Annotated in this window: 16 protein-coding genes; 12 read left to right on the top strand and 4 right to left on the bottom strand. The window is 58.1% G+C overall.

Translation table 11 applies throughout. From position 1 onward, the window contains the following. Nucleotides 1-82 precede the first annotated feature (82 nt). From ACW9HW_RS04660 to ACW9HW_RS04685, 6 genes are all read left to right on the top strand, one after another. On the top strand, nucleotides 83-523 hold the full coding sequence (locus ACW9HW_RS04660) for a hypothetical protein (protein WP_095194169.1): 441 nt from the start codon (nucleotides 83-85) through the stop codon (nucleotides 521-523). Nucleotide 524: 1 nt separating this feature from the next. Next, the gene (locus ACW9HW_RS04665; protein ID WP_095194168.1) at nucleotides 525-1,097 is read left to right on the top strand and encodes an adhesin; all 573 of its coding nucleotides are present in this window, start codon (nucleotides 525-527) and stop codon (nucleotides 1,095-1,097) included. 52 nt (nucleotides 1,098-1,149) lie between these two features. Beyond that, nucleotides 1,150-2,631 carry a heme utilization protein gene (locus ACW9HW_RS04670; protein ID WP_095194167.1) on the top strand — a complete coding sequence of 494 codons (1,482 nt, stop codon included), beginning with the start codon at nucleotides 1,150-1,152 and terminating at the stop codon, nucleotides 2,629-2,631. Between the two features lie 62 nt (nucleotides 2,632-2,693). Then, nucleotides 2,694-3,374, top strand: a complete 681-nt coding sequence (locus ACW9HW_RS04675; protein WP_095194166.1) for a C39 family peptidase — start codon at nucleotides 2,694-2,696, stop codon at nucleotides 3,372-3,374. Nucleotides 3,375-3,421: 47 nt separating this feature from the next. After that, on the top strand, nucleotides 3,422-4,168 hold the full coding sequence (locus ACW9HW_RS04680) for a hypothetical protein (protein ID WP_095194165.1): 747 nt from the start codon (nucleotides 3,422-3,424) through the stop codon (nucleotides 4,166-4,168). Nucleotides 4,169-4,214: 46 nt separating this feature from the next. Next, nucleotides 4,215-5,495, top strand: a complete 1,281-nt coding sequence (locus ACW9HW_RS04685) for a hypothetical protein (protein WP_095194164.1) — start codon at nucleotides 4,215-4,217, stop codon at nucleotides 5,493-5,495. Between the two features lie 151 nt (nucleotides 5,496-5,646). On the opposite strand, the gene ACW9HW_RS04690 is transcribed toward ACW9HW_RS04685, so the two are convergent. After that, complete coding sequence (locus tag ACW9HW_RS04690; RefSeq protein WP_095194163.1) at nucleotides 5,647-6,972, bottom strand: sigma-54 dependent transcriptional regulator; 1,326 nt, start codon at nucleotides 6,970-6,972, stop codon at nucleotides 5,647-5,649. Nucleotides 6,973-7,315: 343 nt separating this feature from the next. On the opposite strand from ACW9HW_RS04690, the gene ACW9HW_RS04695 reads away from it, so the two are divergent. The 3 genes from ACW9HW_RS04695 to nhaB all read left to right on the top strand — a co-directional run bounded on the left by ACW9HW_RS04695 (nucleotide 7,316) and on the right by nhaB (nucleotide 10,735). Beyond that, nucleotides 7,316-7,582 carry a hypothetical protein gene (locus tag ACW9HW_RS04695; RefSeq protein ID WP_095194162.1) on the top strand — a complete coding sequence of 89 codons (267 nt, stop codon included), beginning with the start codon at nucleotides 7,316-7,318 and terminating at the stop codon, nucleotides 7,580-7,582. A 282-nt stretch (nucleotides 7,583-7,864) separates the two neighbouring features. Further along, nucleotides 7,865-9,154 carry a hypothetical protein gene (locus ACW9HW_RS04700; RefSeq protein ID WP_457398689.1) on the top strand — a complete coding sequence of 430 codons (1,290 nt, stop codon included), beginning with the start codon at nucleotides 7,865-7,867 and terminating at the stop codon, nucleotides 9,152-9,154. A gap of 78 nt (nucleotides 9,155-9,232) precedes the next feature. Then, the gene (gene nhaB, locus ACW9HW_RS04705) at nucleotides 9,233-10,735 is read left to right on the top strand and encodes a sodium/proton antiporter NhaB (protein ID WP_457398692.1); all 1,503 of its coding nucleotides are present in this window, start codon (nucleotides 9,233-9,235) and stop codon (nucleotides 10,733-10,735) included. A gap of 123 nt (nucleotides 10,736-10,858) precedes the next feature. Here nhaB and ACW9HW_RS04710 read toward each other — a convergent pair whose 3' ends face one another. Genes ACW9HW_RS04710 through gnd form a run of 3 tightly spaced genes read right to left on the bottom strand, consistent with a single transcriptional unit; the run spans nucleotide 10,859 to nucleotide 14,177 of the window. After that, on the bottom strand, nucleotides 10,859-11,680 hold the full coding sequence (locus tag ACW9HW_RS04710) for an HAD family hydrolase (protein ID WP_457398695.1): 822 nt from the start codon (nucleotides 11,678-11,680) through the stop codon (nucleotides 10,859-10,861). Beyond that, a complete protein-coding gene (zwf, locus tag ACW9HW_RS04715) occupies nucleotides 11,677-13,200 on the bottom strand; it encodes a glucose-6-phosphate dehydrogenase (RefSeq protein ID WP_457398697.1) in 1,524 nt (507 codons plus the stop codon). Before zwf ends, ACW9HW_RS04710 begins: the two co-directional genes overlap by 4 nt. Next, nucleotides 13,197-14,177, bottom strand: a complete 981-nt coding sequence (gene gnd, locus ACW9HW_RS04720; protein ID WP_095194157.1) for a phosphogluconate dehydrogenase (NAD(+)-dependent, decarboxylating) — start codon at nucleotides 14,175-14,177, stop codon at nucleotides 13,197-13,199. The genes zwf and gnd overlap by 4 nt, the downstream gene beginning before the upstream one ends. A gap of 272 nt (nucleotides 14,178-14,449) precedes the next feature. Between gnd and ACW9HW_RS04725 the strand changes: the two genes are divergently transcribed. The 3 genes from ACW9HW_RS04725 (at nucleotide 14,450) to ACW9HW_RS04735 (ending at nucleotide 19,030) form a co-directional block, all read left to right on the top strand. Further along, nucleotides 14,450-14,626: a DUF6026 family protein gene (locus tag ACW9HW_RS04725; RefSeq protein ID WP_170948657.1), complete on the top strand. Its 177-nt coding sequence runs from the start codon at nucleotides 14,450-14,452 to the stop codon at nucleotides 14,624-14,626. 200 nt (nucleotides 14,627-14,826) lie between these two features. Beyond that, complete coding sequence (locus ACW9HW_RS04730) at nucleotides 14,827-16,572, top strand: phosphoethanolamine transferase CptA (RefSeq protein ID WP_095194156.1); 1,746 nt, start codon at nucleotides 14,827-14,829, stop codon at nucleotides 16,570-16,572. Between the two features lie 217 nt (nucleotides 16,573-16,789). Beyond that, complete coding sequence (locus ACW9HW_RS04735; RefSeq protein WP_457398701.1) at nucleotides 16,790-19,030, top strand: TonB-dependent siderophore receptor; 2,241 nt, start codon at nucleotides 16,790-16,792, stop codon at nucleotides 19,028-19,030. The last annotated feature ends 49 nt before the right edge of the window (nucleotides 19,031-19,079 follow it).

Genomic DNA, 19,079 nt, shown 5'->3' on the forward strand with positions numbered 1-19,079 from the left:
AACCAAAAACGGCACACCTTCTGCTCTGTACCTCGCACCGCTGATAAGGGCCAGCGTTGCACTCACAGAAGGAATTGCCGCCGTGGGGAAATTCAATAATAAAAGCTTCTATAGCCTCCTGCTGATCGGATGTGCACTGGGCTCAAGTGTCTGCGTGCCTGTACAGGCCGACAACGGCATCATTGTGATCACCCGTGATGTCAAAACGCGCATGGCCACCCGTGCGCCGGTGATTCCCGACCCCAACCCCACCACTGTCAACGCCAACCCGTCGCAACAGATCCTCAAACAAACGAACGAGTTGAACGACGGCGACTTTGCAAGCGTCACCAGTGGCACAGGCATCTCCGGCCTGATCAATCAGGGCACCGGCAACCTGGGCGGCAACATCAGCAACCAGACCCAGCTTTCCAACCTCCCCGCCGGACGTTCGGGCAACTCCGGCAGCGGTATCGCCAACATGGTCAATTCAAGCGTCCAGCGAGGCCTGGGTGCGCTGAATATCATGACGGGAGACCGTTAAGATGAATCGTACGCTGCTGATTCTCGCCATGTTTTGCAGTGCATCGACCTTTGCCCAATCTCCCGTCATCAATAACGCCGAAATCGACGGTTCGGGCATGCAGTATCAGGGCAACCTCGCCGTCAACCAGGCGGCGGGCGATCTGCAACAACAAGCCAACGCCCGGGCCTTCGCCAATGGCCACAATGCCAGTGCCAGCACCCAGATCCGCCAACGGTTGCGTACGGTGGTCGACCCCAATATGGAAGCTCGGTCCAGCATCCAGGGCGCGTCCTTCAGCCATGGCAACGGCGCACTGGGCGTTAACCAGAGCTCGGGTGCCAGTAACCAGCAAGCCAACGCACTGCGCATCAGTATCAGTACTCAGCCGCAAAGTATCGACGACAGCGTCCTCATGCAACAGAACGTGGCGCTGCTCAACAACTCCGATCCAACTGACTCCACACCCGGCTTCCGCCAGGTCACCACCAGTGACCAGGCTTTCACCGGTAGCCGTGGGGTGATTCAGTTGAATCAGAGCGCCGGGGTGGGAAACCGAATGGCCAACACCCTGAGCGTACGGGTCGTGGATTGACCCAAACAGGTAGGAAACAACACTTAACCTAAAATAAGTACGGAGAATCACCATGAAACCTTCGATGGCACTCAAGCCTCTGGTTTTCGCAATTGCTGCGGTCATGGCTGTTGCTGTACAAGCTGGACAAAACGATAGGGACCGTGGCCACGGCCACAACAATGGCCATCATAACGGCGGCCACCACACCCCTCCTCCAACCAAGATCCCTGTCTATGCGACTGCCAATGCCTGGGATAAGCAGAGCAGTACCAACAACCGCATCTACAACGAAGGGGTTGAGAACAGCGCCGAGATGAGCAGCTCTGCCGATGGCACCAGCGGCAACGTCGGCGTCAACGTGGCAGCAGGCGCAGGCAACCAGCAAGACAACGCGGCCGCCATTGCAAACGCAGGCGCCGACTCCAGTCTGGATAACAGCTTCGTGTTCGGCAATGCGTCCGCCACCGCCAGCGTCCGGCAGTACAGCAACAACAACAAGGTGGTCAACTACGGCGTAACAAACTCTGCCACGATGAGCGGATCGGGTAATAACGGCAGCGGCAACATGGGGATCAACATTGCTGGCGGCGATTTGAACCAGCAGAAAAACACCATGGCCATTGCCAACTCCAATGCACCACTGGGCAGCGCAACCGCCACCGCCTCTGCCGATCAAAACGGTCCTGGCCTCGTAGTGACCAACTCCGCCGATCGGACCTATCGCCTCGATACGATCACCCTCACCACAACCAAAAGCGGTAGTTTCTCTCGCGATAAGTCCTTCGAGGCCAGCGGCAGTCAAAGCGCTTCTTCGAGCTGGAACAAAGCCGGTTCCAAGAGCTCTGAAGCCAGCGGCTCCTTTAGCGCTGATATAAGCGGTTCTCACAGCAGCAGTGCAAGCGGTTCCAACAATAGTGCTTCGAGTGGTTCCAACAGCAGCAACTCGAGTGGTTCCAACAGCAGCAGTGCCAGCGGTTCTTCGAGTGCTTCGTTGACTGCTTCTCTGGGTGCTACTTTGGACGCTGAAGCAGCGGCTTCCAGTTCCACTACCTTCAACAATGGCTTTGGCGATCGCACCCGTAGCAGGAGTTCCGAGGCATCGCTCAGCGCATCGCTTGACGCAACACTTGACGTAGCGGTAGATAAGTCGTTCGACAAATCGCGCGAATCTTCGTTTGACCGGTCGCGCGATTCCTCGTACGACAGGTCGCACGAATCCTCGTACGACAAATCGCGCGATTCCTCGTTCGAAAAATCGATCGATAAATCGTACGAGAAAGCGAACGCCTCTTCCTTCGAAAAATCGGGCAGCAAATCGTCCGAATCCGAGTGGGAAAAAGCGAAAGCCTACAGTGAAAGCAGCTCTTATGATTTGAGCAACTCTGTCTCTTATCAAGTGCTGACTCCAACCGGCTGGGCCAACCCTGTCACCAACACTGCAACCCTGAGCGGTTCGGTGAATGGCGGCAGCGGCAACCTGGGCGTCAACGTAGCGGCCGGTGTGGGTAACCAACAAAGCAACTCGCTGGCCATCTCCAACACCTCGTTCTAATGCTGTCTCTGGAGGCCCCCTCACGGGGGCCTTTTTTCAAAACATCCAGGGGGCGTCCAATCATGCGAATTATCGCCTTGGCATTTTTGCTTTGCGTGTCCAGTGTGATCGAGGCTGCGCAACTGCCGCTTTCCATCCTGCCGGGTGGCGCGGTGGTGTACAAGCCGATCCAGAGCATACGCGAGCGCAAGTTTGCCGACCTGGTGCAACAGAAAACCGATTTCAGTTGCGGCGCGGCTGCGCTGGCGACCGTATTGCGTCAGGCCTATTGGCTGGACGTGAATGAAGAACAGATCATTGAAGGGATGCTGGCACACGCCGATCAGGATCTGGTCCGCGTTCAGGGCTTTTCCATGCTCGACATGAAGCGTTACGTGGAAAGTATCGGCATGCGGGCCCGTGGCTATCGGGTGGCCACTGAAACGCTGAACGACATCAAGATACCGGTTGTTGTACTCATGGATATCCGTGGCTACAAACACTTTGTGGTCATGCAAAGAGTCCACAACGGCTGGGTGTACATCGGCGATCCGGTACTCGGTCATAAACGCTACAAGGTCGAAGACTTTGTCAAAGGCTGGAACGGAATCATCTTTGCCGTCATCGGCCAGGGCTACGACAAAAACAATGCGTTGCTCGACCCACCTTTACCCCTGACCGCCAAGAACCGCATCAACGCCTTCAGCCCGGTGCAGGACGCTGAGTTGATGGACTTCGGATTCATCCAGAGCGACTTCTTCTAATAACACTTCTTCTAATAAAAGGGAGCACGACGCTCCAGGAGCATTCAATGAAGACTCCAATCTGGCTGGCAATGGTTTGCCTGACCGCCAGCCTGCCAACCCAGGCAGAATTTTTCAAACCCATCGAACTGAAAGATCAGGAACTGGCGAACCTTCGCGGCCGCTTTGTCATGCCGGGACGGGTCATCAGTTTCGGCGTTGTCATGACCAGCACCTGGCAAAATGCCAACGGTGATGTGATCGGGGCACGTTCCTCGATGCAAATTCAGCAGTCGACCATCAAGCCGCAGTTCTATGTGTCGATGATCGACGAAAATGGTACCGGCTCTGCGCGTTCCCAAAGCACCGGTACCGGCACCGTTGCTGGCGGCAATGGCCTCAACAGCACCCAAGGGGTCACTCAAGTGGTGCGTGCTGCCGGTGACAATAATACGGCCTACAACAATGTTGATATCAACGTCGAAAAGGCTAATCAGGCACCCGTAACGCAACAGCAGGGCCAGGCATTGGCCGCAGGCTCGACCTTGACCGGCGCCAACGGTGCAGGCTCGATGAGCATTTCCTCGACCGGCAATGGCGTGCAACTCAATATCGTGGCCAACAACAATCAGGGCAGTACCGTGCAGCGCCTGGCCCAGGGTGGGCTGATGCAGAATACGACGTTGCTGGGCGGCAGCAACCAGGTCCGCAACCTCACATCCTTCAATGTCGTGTTGCGTGACAACGTAACCACGGCCGGGTCGTTGAACGGCAATCTGGATCAGCTCAAAGGTCTTCGCACTCTCGGATTCTGATCTACGCTCAGTCTCATCAGATGTAGTCAGAAGGGACGGCTAACCCATGCACCGATCGATAACGTTCAGAGCTATCGTTTGTTTGAGCGGCCTGGCCCCGGCAACTTTGCTTTACGCAGCAACGGATCCCCAGGTTGAAGCACTAAAACAAGAACTCATGGAGTTGAAACAGCGTTACGAAGCACAACAGAACGCACTGATGGTACTCGAGCAGCGCGTTCGCCAAGTCGAAGCGGCACCTGCGTCACCTGCTCCCAAACGCCTGACCAAATCCCCTGCCGAAACCACCCGGGGTGGTCAGGCAGTGGCTGCGGGTGCGCCCGGAACCACGGGCAGTTCCTACGGGCAGTCGCTCAAGGACGACTCGGAACCGGCACAAAGCGTATCGAACCTGTACGACGAAGCCAGCGGGTTCTTCGGTGGCGGCAAGTTCAGCGTCGAAACCGGCCTGACCTATACCCACTACGATACCCGGGCACTGACGCTCAACGGCTTCCTGGCACTGGACTCGATTTTTCTCGGCAACATCAACCTCGACCGCATCAAGGCCGACAACTGGACACTGGACCTGACCGCCCGCTACAACGTTGCACAACGCTGGCAGTTCGACATTAACGTTCCCGTGGTTTATCGCGAATCGACGTATTCCTCCGGAGGCGCCGGTGGCGCAGGCCCGGTTACGTCTGACGCCAGCGTCACCCGCGACCCGACCATCGGCGATGTGAACGTTGGCGTGGCCTACAAGTTTCTGGATGAGTCGGAAAGCCTGCCCGACGCAGTCGCTACACTGCGCATCAAGGCGCCGACCGGCAAAGACCCCTACGGCATCAAGCTGGTCAATGACCCTGGCAACGATAACCTCTCGGTGCCCGAGGACTTGCCTACCGGCAATGGTGTCTGGGCCATCACCCCGGGTATCTCGCTGGTCAAGACCTTCGACCCGGCCGTACTGTTTGGCAGCCTGTCCTACACCTACAACATGGAGGACTCTTTCAGCGACATCAGTCCTCAGGAAGGCTCCAAGGTCAAAGGGGACGTGAAGCTGGGTGATTCCTGGCAGATCGGCGCCGGCATTGCATTCGCCTTGAACGAGAAGATGAGTATGTCGTTCTCGGTCACCGATCAATTCGCCCGCAAGAGCAAGATCAAACCGGACGGCGGCGATTGGCAGTCGATCACCAACAGCGATTACAACTCGGCCAACTTCAACATCGGCATGACCCTGGCAGCCACCGACAACCTGACCATCGTTCCCAACCTGTCCATCGGTCTGACCGAGGACTCGCCAGACTTTTCCTTCAGCCTGAAATTCCCGTACTACTTCTGATCCGACACCCACAAAAAAGCCCCGCGTAGCGGGGCTTTTACTGTAGGAGCGAGCGTGCTCGCGATGGTTGTTAACGATTACACGGGATGCCTGACACCCCCGTGGCGTCCTCAAGTCCATCGCGAGCGAGCTCGCTCCTACAGTAGAGGGTTTACCGGATCTGATGCTTGTGCAACAAACGGTAGAAGGTAGGCCTGGAGATCCCCAGCACCTTGGCGGCGATGCTCAAGTTATCGCTGTGGCGGTTAAGTACATCGCACAAGGCCTGGCGCTCTGCCCGGTGCTTGTACTCTTCCAGTGTGCCCATCGGTGGAGCAATACCCTGATGGCTGATCAACCCCAGGTCCCGCGCCTCGATCTGTCGACCCTCGGCCAGTACCAACCCGCGACGTACCCGGTTGGCCAGTTCACGAACATTGCCCGGCCAGTCATGCTTGCCCATGGCAACCAAGGCGTCTTCACTGAAGCTGCGTGGGCGGCGGCCGGTTTCATGGCTGTAGAAATGGGAAAAGTGGTTGGCCAGCAGCGACAGATCACCATTGCGCTCACGCAACGGCGCGGTGGCGACCTGCAACACGTTCAGGCGATAGTACAGATCTTCGCGAAAGCGCTTCTTCTCGATCGCGGCTTCGAGATCGACATGGGTCGCGGCCAGCACCCGCACATCCACGGGAATCGGCTGACTGCCACCTACCCGCTCGATGTGCTTTTCCTGAAGGAAACGCAACAGGTTCGCTTGCAGCTCCAGGGGCAGATCACCGATCTCATCGAGAAACAGCGTGCCACCATTGGCCGCTTCCAGCCGTCCAACCTTGCGTTGATGGGCCCCCGTAAAGGCCCCCTTCTCATGGCCGAACAATTCGGACTGGATCAGGTGCTCGGGAATCGCGCCACAGTTGATCGCGACAAAGGGTTTGCTGTGGCGCAGGGATTGCCGATGCAGCGTGCGGGCGACCAGTTCTTTACCTGTCCCGCTTTCGCCGCGGATCAATACCGGCGACTCGGTGGGCGCCAGTTTGCTTAGCAGCTTGCGCAATTCGCGTATGGGCTTGCTGTCGCCCAACAGTTCGTGCTCGGGCTGATCGATATGCACCGTGCCCTGCCCGCGCAGGCGCGCCATGCCAAAGGCCCGCCCCAGTGTGACCTGGACCCGGGAGACATCGAACGGCAAGGTATGGAAGTCGAAAAACCACTCGCAGACGAAGTCCCCGACATTCTGCAGACGCAGGACTTCCTGATTGAGGACGGCGATCCACTCCGTACCGCTGCGGCTGATCAGCTCTTTGACGGCATCCGGGCGTTCAAGGTGAAAAGGCTGCAGGCGCAACAGGCCCACATCACAGGTTCGGTCGGCGGCGTTTTCCAGCGAGCAGCTGTCAACATCCCAACCCACGGAGCGTAATCCCGGCAATACTCGATGGCAGTCGTCGCAGGGATCAACCACTAATAGACGTCGTAAGGCAGGCGCTTCGTTCATGACTGTTCCTTGGCGCCAAATTCTAGGAAATTTTATTAAAAACAGTCATTTGGCGGACCTGGCTGTAACATTAGCAAGAATTTGACGTGGCCTTGTACCGTTTGACTATAGAGTCGTTGGGTAAATAGTTATAAGAACCGGCATTGTTAGTTACCTAACGACTCCAACCTTTCATTCAGCTTTCAAAACATGTGCTTGCGATGTGCATTTGAACAAAAGTTGAAATTTCTTTTATTTGTGTGTGACCCGAACCCCGGTTGCGGACATCAGTACAAGTAACCTGCCGAACGGTAAGCCCAACCGTCGGCACATCACTTGATTGGGCATACTGAGAGAACATCCTATGAACGCCCCGCTCCGTATCAACGAAGCTCTTTTGATTGCCGACCGCGCATTCCAACCTTTCCAATGCGTGGCCTGGGCGCCGCAGGACGGCAATGGCGAACTCTGCCTGACCGTCATCGACCGAACCAACAACAGTATAGGCCGCAAGCAGATCCCGAGCAGCGCCTATACCGACCCTGAGCAGCTTCAACGCCTGCTTGAACAGGCTCGTGAAGAGTTGAGCCAGGAAGGTTACAAACTGCAGTCGTGGTCGATGCCACACTGATCATTTTTGCGGATTACTTCGGTAATCCGCGCCCTCTTTTTTTTGCCGTTAGTTGCCTGGTTTTCATTTCCAACTGCACGTGTCTCGCATCGTTATTTGAACTGGCTCACATTAATCCTTTGCACGCTTGCCATTGGTTCGAAAAGACACTGTTGTGGCACACAACGACCCTCCGCCTGTTATTTCTGCCAGTTGTGCATCCGGGCATTCAGGGATTGAATGATCTTCTAATAAGTCGCCAACCAACTTCTGGACAACGACGACTCGCAAGGAGATGCGTGCATGTCAATCCAGTCCGTTTTAGCCATCCCGACCGCATTAAGTTACGCTGGCAAGCTCGATATCAGCTTCGCCACCCAAGGTAAAACCCAGGTGTACTTCGCCGGCAGCACTTCCAGCCTGGCCAACGACGTCACCATCGATTCCCAGGGACGTTTGCTGGTGGCGGCAAAAGTCGGTACGCCAAGTGGCAGTCGTTTTGGCCTGGCCCGTTTGCTGGAGGATGGTTCGGCGGATCTGTCATTCGGCTACAAAGGCAGTGTCATCGGGCAGTTCGAACCGGGCTTTGAAGCCATGGCCGGCAAGGTTCACGAATTGCCCGACGGGCGGATTCTGCTGACCGGCCTGCACTATGAAAATGCCCACCGCACCCTTCCCGCCGTAGCATTGTTCGATCCACAAGGTTGTCCGGTCCAGCAGTTTGGCGACAACGGTTACTGTGTGGTGCGACTGCCGGGCAATCTATCCCACGGGATTCGCGATGCCTGGCTGCCTCCCGGAGTGCCGGGGGCCGAAGCCTGTGATGCCGGCGTCCAGCAAGACGGTAAAATCGTGCTGGTGGCCAACCATCATTTCGAACTGGCCGATCACGCCGGCATGCTCATTCGGCTCGACACCAACGGCGAGCTGGACAACACATTCAACGGCCGTGGCTTTGTGATCGTCAGGCACTTGCTGATGAACACCTGGCTCAATAGTGTCAGGGTGCAGCGCGACGGCCGGATCCTGGTGGGTGGTTCGATCAACTTCCCCGAAGAGGGCTTGCTGGCCCGCTATAACCCCGACGGCAGCCTTGACGATCGCTTTGCCGTGGATGGTTTCATGAGCTTCAAGGCTCAGGGACAAAGCGCGCAAGTCAGCCAGATCGTCCAACTGGAAGATGGCGATATGCAATGTTTCGGCAGCAGCCGCGATCCCATGCGCTGCCTCTCCCTGAAACTTCACATCAATGGCCGCCCGGACAGGCATTGGAACGACGGCCAGGCGCAATTGCTGGAAATCGGCCGCAGCGGATGCCAGTGGACCGCTGCCCAGGCACAGCCCGATGGCAGCGTGATCACGGCCGGTGCAACCATTGGCGGTGTCGAGGCCGACTTTATTCTGGGTCGATATCTGGCCGACGGGCAGCTCGATCGCAACTTCGGCGACGGTGCCGGATGGGTTCGCACTCGACTGGGCCGTAGTCTCGATACGGCAACTTCATTGGCCATTCAGGCCGATAAAAATATCATCGTGGCCGGTTATTCACTGGACGGCAACTATCATGCAGTCGTTGCACGTTTTTTGGGCTGATCCATCTTATTGTTCCTGCACTTGATCTTCTCTTTCGCTTACGGCAACTTGCGCGCTTCTTAATACAAGGAGTAGCCGATGTCCGGTTCCATGGCCCAGGCGTTCGCGCATAACTTTCTCGGCAACTCACCACGCTGGTACAAAATCTGTATTGTCGGTTTTCTTATTATCAATGCAGTGGTGCTGTGGACCGCAGGTCCGGTGGCGGCGGGTTGGCTGCTGGTGCTGGAGTTCATCTTCACCCTGGCCATGGCGCTCAAATGCTATCCGTTGATGCCCGGGGGATTGTTGCTGGTCGAAGCACTGTTGCTCAAGATGACCTCGCCCCAGGCGCTTTATGACGAACTGCTGCACAACTTTCCGGTGATCCTGTTACTGATGTTCATGGTGGCCGGGATTTACTTCATGAAAGACCTGCTGCTATTTCTTTTCTCGCGCTTGCTGCTTGGCGTGCGCTCCAAGGCCATGCTGGCATTGATGTTCTGCTTTTTGTCGGCGTTTCTGTCAGCGTTTCTCGATGCCTTGACCGTGACCGCCGTGATCATCAGTGCGGCTGTCGGTTTTTATTCGGTGTATCACCGTGTGGCATCAGGCACCGATCCGCGGCAGGACAGCGAATTCAGCGACGACCGTCACCTGCCCAAACTCCATCATGAAGACCTCGATCAATTTCGCGCCTTCCTGCGCAGTCTGCTGATGCACGGTGCCGTCGGCACGGCCCTGGGTGGCGTCTGTACGCTGGTGGGCGAGCCGCAGAACCTGTTGATCGGACATGAGATGGGTTGGCACTTCGTCGAATTCTTTCTGAAGATCGCGCCGGTTTCGCTGCCGGTATTGGTGGCCGGCCTGGTGACCTGCGTCCTGTTGGAGAAACTGCGCTGGTTCGGTTACGGCACGTTGCTGCCCGACAACGTACGGGCCGTGCTGGCCGATTATGCCGCCCAAGACAATGCCGAGCGCACCGCGCGCCAGCGTGCAGCGCTTATCGTGCAGGCAGTTGCAGCACTGATCCTGATTGCCGGGCTGGCGTTTCATGTCGCGGAAGTGGGTTTGATCGGTTTGACGGTGATTGTGCTGATCACCGCGTTCACCGGGATTACCGACGAACACCGTCTCGGCACTGCCTTCAAGGACGCGATGCCGTTCACCGCCCTGCTGGTGGTGTTCTTCGCCGTGGTGGCAGTGATCCACGATCAGCAACTGTTCAAGCCATTGATCCAGTGGGTACTGGCCCTGCCGGTCGATCAACAACCGGGCATGCTGTTCATTGCCAATGGCCTGCTCTCGGCGATCAGCGACAACGTGTTCGTCGCGACGATCTACATCACCGAAGTGAAACAGGCGTTCATTGCCGGGCACATGAGCCGAGAGCATTTCGAGACGCTGGCCATCGCGATCAACACCGGCACCAACCTGCCTAGCGTGGCCACGCCCAATGGCCAGGCGGCGTTTCTGTTTTTGCTGACGTCGGCGATTGCCCCGCTGATTCGCCTGTCTTACGGGCGCATGGTGTGGATGGCGCTGCCGTATACGGTGGTGATGGGTGTGTTGGGTTGGTACGCCGTGAGCTACTGGCTGTAACCCCCCGACCCAAAAAATGTGGGAGCGAGCCTGCTCGCGAAGGGGCCAGGTCAAGCAACATTAATGTTGAATGACACACCGCTTTCGCGAGCAGGCTCGCTCCCACATTGTTTTTTGTGCGAACTATCGAGGGAGGATGTACCGCTCGATTGCCAGTGCCGCGCCCTCTTCGGCATTGCTTGCCGTGACCACATCCGCCTGACGCTTCACCGCCTCTTCCGCCTGCCCCATGGCGATCGACAATCCGGCACAATGGAACATCGCCGGGTCATTGCCACCATCCCCCATTGCCGCCGTCTGCGCCAAAGGCACTGTGAGGAATGCGGCCAGCGTCTTCAGCGCCTCACCCTTGTTGGCCTGCATCGCGGTCACGTCCAGATACACCGGTTGCGAACGCGAGACCTGGGCCTGGCCTTCGACTTTCGCCAGCAACTGAGCCTCGAGCTCAATGAGCAACTCGGTGTTGTTGCTGGCGGCGACGATCTTGTTGATGCGGGCCAGGTACGGCTCGAAGCTTTCGATCGCCACCGGCGGGTATCCCAGCCCGTGCTGTTCGCGGGGCACCATGGGGCCGGTCGGATCTTTGACCAGCCAGTCATCGCCACTGAATACCCAGACTTCGATCTCCGGTTGATCGGCGAACAGCGCCAGGGTCGTCAATGCTGCCGCCGTCGGCAAGTAATGCGCGACGAGCAAACTGCCATCCGGATGAACAAGGGTGCCGCCGTTGAAGGCCGCCGTGGGCAGGTCGACGCCCAAGGCCTCGATCGTCTGCAGCATGGCTCTGGGCGGACGCCCCGTGGCCAGGCTGAACAACACGCCGGCTTCGCGCAACGAACGGACCGCGTCGATGGTGCGCTGGCTGAGGCTGTGATCGGTCAGCAGCAAAGTGCCGTCCATGTCGCTGAGCAAAAACCGGATGGGCTGTGGCGTGGCGTCACTCATCCGAGGCCGTGCCAGACGCGACCGTCGCGAGTCAGCAGTTCTTCGGCAGCCTTCGGCCCGTCTTCACCCGCAGCATAGCCTTGCACCGTGGCATCTTCCTGCCAGGCGTCGAGGAACGGCTGCACTGCGCGCCAACCGTTTTCGATGTTGTCGGCACGCTGGAACAGCGTCTGATCACCGGTCAGGCAATCGTAGATCAGGGTTTCGTAGCCGGTGGATGGCTGCATCTCAAAGAAATCCTTGTAGGCAAAACCCAGTTCGATGTTGTCCATCTTCAGGGCCTGCCCTGGCCGTTTGGCCAGCAAATCGAACCACATGCCTTCGTTGGGCTGGATCTGGATGCGCAGGTAGGTCGGCGCAAGCTCATCGACCTCGGTATCGCGGAACTGTGCATACGGCGCCGGTTTGAAACAGATGACGATTTCGGTATCGCGCACGCTCATGCGCTTGCCGGTGCGCAGGTAAAACGGCACGCCCACCCAGCGCCAGTTGTCGATCATGACCTTGAGCGCCACATAGGTTTCGGTATTGCTGTCAGGCGCGACCCTGTCTTCCTGGCGATACCCCGGCAGGGATTTGCCACCGACTTCCCCTGCGGTGTATTGACCGCGTACCGAATTGGCCCGGGCCTCTTCGACCGACCAGGGACGAATCGCGCCGACCACCTTGGCCTTCTCGCCACGGACCGCATCGGCACCAAAGGCAGCCGGTGGTTCCATGGCCACCATCGCCAGCAACTGGAACAGGTGATTGGGCACCATGTCCCGCAGGGCGCCGGTGTTTTCGTAGAAACTGCCACGGGTCTCGACGCCGACGGTTTCGGCGGCGGTGATTTGTACGTGGTCGATGTAGTGATTGTTCCAGAACGCTTCGAACAGGCTGTTGGAAAACCGGCTGATCAGAATGTTCTGCACGGTCTCCTTGCCCAGGTAGTGATCAATGCGGAAGATCTGCTTTTCCGACATGACCTTGAGCAAGCAGGTGTTCAAGGCTTCGGCCGTTGGCAGATCGGAACCGAAGGGTTTTTCGATCACCACCCTTCTGAATGCTTCCGGGCTTTCTTCGAGCAAACCGGATGCGCCGAGACGGCGCACCACTTCACTGAAAAAACGTGGCGCGGTGGCCAGGTAGAACACCGCGTTGCCCGTGCCGCTGGCGGCGATTTTTGCCGCCAGCGCTTGATAGGTGCTGTCGTCCAGGAAGTCGCCCTGGACGTAGCTGATGCCTTTGGCAAGTTTGGCCCACAAGTCTGGATCAAGGGATTGATCACCCTTGCCGACTTTGCTGGCCACTTCGCTGCGGATGAAGTCTTCGAGTTTTTTCGCGAAACCTTCATCGCTGATGGCGTTGTGGTCAACGCCGATGATCCGCAGTCCGTCCCCGAGTAAACCGTCGCGCTTGAGGTTATACAGCGCCGGCATCAGCAGGCGCTTGACCAGATCACCATGGGCGCCGAACAAAAACAGCGTGGTAGGTGGCGCGGGTTCAGCCTTGGATTTTCTGCGGATCACATGGGTCATTTTTTCGCAGTCTCCACATGGCCGCCGAAGCCGAAGCGCTGGGCCGAAAGGATCTTGTCACCAAAGGTGCCCTGCCCGCGGGAGCGATAGCGCGAGAACAGAGCAGTCGTCAGCACGGTTGCCGGTACCGCTTGCTCCATGGCCGCTTCGACGGTCCAGCGCCCCTCCCCGCTGTCCGCCACCGAACCGGAGTAACCGTCGAGTTTCGGATCGCTGGCCAGGGCATCGGCAGTCAGGTCGAGTAGCCAGGACGAGACCACGCTGCCACGGCGCCAGACTTCGGCAATGTCGGCAACGTTCAGGTCGAAGCGCTGGTCTTCCGGCAGGTTGGTGCTGGATTTGGTCTTGAGGATATCGAAGCCCTCGGCGAAGGCCTGCATCATGCCGTACTCGATGCCGTTGTGGATCATCTTGACGAAGTGCCCGGCGCCGGCGGGACCGGCGTGGATGTAACCGCGCTCGGCACGGTCGTCATCGGATTTGCGGTCCTTGGTACGCGGGATATCGCCCATGCCCGGAGCCAGGCTGTCGAACAGTGGATCAAGACGTTTAACGGTCTCGGCATCGCCGCCGATCATCATGCAGTAACCGCGCTCCAGCCCCCAGACACCGCCCGAGGTGCCGACGTCGATGTAGTGCAGGCCTTTTTCCGAAAGGGTCTTGGCCCGGCGGATGTCGTCCTTATAGAAGGTGTTGCCGCCGTCGATGATGGTATCGCCGGCTTCGAGCAAGGTGCTCAGGGTGTCAATGGTTTCTTCGGTCGGTGCGCCTGCCGGCAGCATGACCCACACTGCTCGCGGTTTGGCCAGGCCAGCAACCAGGGCTGGCAAATCGGCAACGCCAGTCGCGCCCTCTTCGATCAAGGTCTCGACGAAGGCGGTATTGCGGTCGTACACAACGGTGGTATGGCCGTTGAGCATCAGGCGCCGCGCAATATTGCCGCCCATGCGGCCCAGTCCAATAATCCCGAGTTGCATGTGCTGATGCTCCCTACTACAAATAAATGTGTGTCAAAGGTTATAGCCCAACGCGACTAATGTGGGTTAGTCCAGAGCGCTGGCTTGAAGTTTCCGGGCATTGTGCCCGATCCAGACAGATAACGTCGGGAATCATGCCGAAGACACAACGACCATGAAAAATAAAAAAGTTCCCTTCACGGGCAAAAGAAATCAAAATTGGCGCCGATAGTAGATCAGCCGCTGATTTCACGCGGATCTACAGTTGAGACACGCCATTTGCGAGGTGAGCAATGGGCACAGTACACACCGCACTGCCAGCACAAACCCTTTATGTCACGATCCGTCGCGATGAATTGCGCCAGTTGAAAGACGAACGCGACCAGTTGAAACAGGAGCTGGCGCAACTGCGCTTGTTGATCCAGGGCCAACAGCCCTTACCCGTGACCCAAGGCGCTCCCCACGCCTGACGCCCTCGCCTGAATCGGAAGCGGCACTGCCCTGCTTCCGATACGCCTTCGCCCTTCGCCCTCTCTGGCAAACTCACGAAGTTTTCACATCCACTTGTTGATACTCCGGTTCATTGTGGCCGCTCGGTATCCGGGCAGCCCCCGTTCGTCGGCGACTTTAGTGCTCTGGCGGTGGATGTGATCATTGGCTGGAGCATTGAATGGCTTGGTTTAAACGCAGCGACAAGTCTGCGGACGGTTTCGATTGGGCAGGGTTTTTCTGGCTGTTTCTGTTCTTCTGGTATTTCTCCGGCATCACCCAACTGCTGATCCAGCTGACGGGCACTTCCGGTTTTACCGGCTTCCGCCAGGCGTTTGTGATGAGCGCCATCTGGCTGGCGCCGATGCTGCTGTTCCCCAGACAAACCCGTGTCATGGCTGCGCTGATCGGCGTGGTGCTCTGGGCCTGTTCCATGGCCAGCCTGGGTTACTTCTTCATCTATCAGCAGGAATTCTCCCAAAGCGTCATCTTCATCATGTTCGAGTCGAACGTGTCTGAAGCCGGCGAATACATGACCCAATACTTCGCCTGGTGGATGGTGGCCGCGTTCCTCGCGCACACCGCGTTCGCCTGGTTCCTCTGGACACGCTTGCGCCCGGTGTACATGCCGCGAGGTCGGGCCATGGTGGCTGCAACTGCCATTCTGGTGGCCGTGATCGGTTATCCGCTGATCAAGCACACCTTGCGTACCGGCAGTTTCGCCAGCGGCTTCGAAAAGTTCGAAACGCGCATCGAGCCGGCCGTGCCATGGCAAATGGCCGTGGCCTATCACCGCTACCTGGATACCCTGGCGGGGATGCAGGAAATGCTGACCAGTGCCAGCAAGATCCCGCCACTGCACAATCTCAAGGATACGATGGCCAACCAGCCGGCAACCCTGGTGCTGGTGATCGGCGAGTCCACCAACCGCCAGCGCATGAGCCTCTACGGCTACCCGCGGGAAACCACCCCGGAACTGGACAAGCTCAAGGATCAACTGACGGTCTTCGACAACGTCATCACGCCACGCCCCTACACCATCGAGGCGTTGCAGCAGGTGCTGACCTTCGCCGATGAAGACAACCCGGACCTGTACCTGTCGACGCCGTCCCTGGTCAGCATGATGAAACAGGCGGGCTACAAGACCTTCTGGATCACCAACCAGCAGACCATGACCAAGCGCAACACCATGCTCACGACCTTCTCCCAGCAGGCCGACGAACAGGTGTACCTGAACAACAACCGCAACCAGAACGCCGCGCAGTACGATGGCGATGTGATCGAGCCGTTCAACAAGGCCCTGGCCGACGCGGCGCCGCGCAAGCTGATCGTGGTGCATCTGCTCGGCACCCACATGAGTTACCAGTACCGCTACCCTTCGACCTACGACAAGTTCAAGGATCGCAACGGCGTCCCGCCCGGCGTGCGCGACGATCAGTTGCCGACGTACAACAGCTACGACAACGCAGTGCTGTACAACGACTTCGTGGTGTCGAGCCTGATCAAGGACTACGCCAAGTCCGATCCGAACGGCTTCCTGCTTTACCTTTCCGACCATGGCGAAGACGTTTTCGACTCCCCTGGCCACAGCACCCTCGGGCGCAACGAGAGCAAACCGACGGCACCGATGTACACCATTCCGTTCATGGCCTGGGCCTCGCCGAAATGGCGTGAAACCCACGACTGGAATTTCGCCGGTGAGCTGGGGCGGCCGTACAGCAGTTCGCACCTGATCCACACCTGGGCGGATCTGGCAGGCCTGAGTTTCGATGAACTCGACCACAGCAAGAGCCTGGTCAGCGACAGCTTCAAGCCACGACCCTTGATGATCGGCAACCCGTATGAGCGTCAGCAGCGGCCGCTGATTGACTTCAGTCTGATCAAGCCCAAGACGAAGCCGGATACCGCGGAAGTCGTACTGAAATAATTACATCTTGTAGGAGCGAAGCTTGCTCGCGAAGAGGCTGGTACATCCAGCACCTATGCTTTGGTTGAACTGAAGTCTTCGCGAGCAAGCTTCGCTCCTACAGGTACAGGTTGCTCGCGAAAAATAATAACTATTCTCGTTTAACCCTAAATCCCTCCCCCCTCCTTCGTCTTTGAACAAACGGAAATTTTTCAACGACGACAAGGAGTCGGCTGCGATGTTCGCGCCTATCACCCGTTCCATGACTTTTACCCTTGGCCTTTGCGGTGCCGCATTGAGCCCGGACTTGCTGGCTGAAACCGGGCCGGAAACAGCGCCATTGGCGTCTACGCTCATGCTCGGCGCCACCAACGTAACCGCCCAGAGCCTGGGCAGCACCACCGAAAACACCGACTCATACACCACCGGTTCCATGAGTACGGCCACCCGCCTGAACCTGTCGATCAAGGAAACCCCGCAATCGGTTTCCGTGGTCACACGCCAGCAAATGGACGATTTCAAACTCGGCACCCTGTCCGAAGCCATGAGCCAGACCACTGGCGTAGTGGTGCAGCACAACGACTCGGACCGGGTCAGTAATTCTTCGCGTGGCTACTCGATCAACAATTTCCAGGTCGATGGCATGTTGAACACCTTCAGCTACATGAAGTCCGACTCCGACACCATCATTTACGACCGTATCGAAGTGGTTCGCGGTGCGACGGGCTTGACCACCGGTGCCGGCGATCCTTCGGCCACCATCAATATGGTGCGCAAACGGCCGACCGCGCAGTGGCAAGCAAAGACCGGTGTCAGCGGTGGCAGCTATGACGATTACTACAGCTACCTCGACGTCGGCGGACCGCTGGCTTTCGACGGACGCCTGCGCGGGCGCGGCGTGGTGGCCTACCGCGACAGCGATTCATACCGAGACAAATACCAGCAACAACGGGAAGTCGGTTACGGGGTCCTCGAAGCCGACCTGACCGACGACACCCTGCTGGCGGTGGGTTACGACTATCAGAACAAGCATGTCCAGGGTACGTCCTGGGGCACTGTGCCCTACTGGAACTCCGACGGCAGCAAGGCCAACCTCGGACGCTCGACCAACATGGCCACGTCCTGGAGCTCCTGGCCACTCAAGGACAAGACCGCATTTGCCAACCTCGATCATCAACTGGGTGGCGGATGGCAGCTCAAGGCGGCTTACACCCACCGCGAAAGTGACACCGACGGCAAGATCTATTACGCCGGCGGCGGTTTCCCGAACGCGGATCGCAGCGGCATGATTGCCAACGTCAGCCATATGATCGGCACGCAAAAGATGAAGGCCTATGACTTCAACGTCTCCGGGCCGTACTCGCTGCTCGGTCGCGAACACGAACTGATGGTCGGTTACGGTGAGGCCGAACGACGCGAGGATTCGCCTTATCTGGTGGACGGCCCGGGAGCGGCGGATTATGAGAATGTTCCTGACTGGAAATACATGGGCAACATCGGCAAGTTTCCCGACACCGTCACCGGCCTGACAGGCTCGAAAGACTACACCCGGCAGAAGGCCGGTTATCTGGCGACGCGCCTGAGCCTCACCGATGAACTGCACGCGGTTCTCGGCAGCCGCTACGGCAGCTGGAAAACCTCAACCACCACCAACAGCTACGACAACAACCTGCAACTGTCGAGCGTCGATCACAGCAGCCAGCAACAGAACGACATGTGGACGCCCTACGCCGGCCTGCTTTACGACCTGACCCCGGAGTACACCGTTTACGTCAGCTACACCGATATTTTCAAACCGCAGACCGAGCGCGACAGCAGTCGCAAGTACCTTGAACCGGTGGTTGGCAGCAACTATGAACTGGGCCTCAAGGGCAGTCTGCTGGAAGAACGATTGAACCTTGCGACCGCGCTGTTCTGGAGCAAACAGGACAACGTCGCCGAACTGGACGACTCGGTGCCGCCGGACCCGGTGACCGGCGAAGAGTTCTTCAAGTCGGGCGGCAAAGGCAACAAGGTGCAAGGCTTCGAAGCCGAGCTGTCAGGTGAGGTCATGGCGGGCTGGAACATGAGCGCCGGTTACACCTACACCCACTCTGTCGATGGCGAAAAGCAGCGCATCAACACCAACCAGCCTTTGAACATGTTCCGATTCTCCACCGCCTTTCATTTGCCCGGCGAATGGCAGGCGTTGACCGTGGGCGCTGCCGTGAATTGGCAGAGCGACGTCTATCGAGCCGGCAACCGCCCGGTCGGGCGCCGTACCGATGGCAGCCTCATCACCGAGCGCACGAACATCCGCCAGGAGGCCTACACCGTGGTCAATCTGATGTCGCGCTACGCGTTCGACCGGCACCTGTCGGCCTCCCTGAACGTCAACAACCTGTTCGACAAGAAGTACTACGACAACGTCGGTTTCTACAACGGCGTCTACTGGGGCGACCCGCGTACGGTGACCTTGAGCCTGGACTGGAAACTCTAGGGGTTATTAATTCCCATTTAACGGAATCGGCGGATAATGAGGCTTCGAC

It is taken from the genome of Pseudomonas sp. SDO5532_S415 (assembly GCF_054071155.1).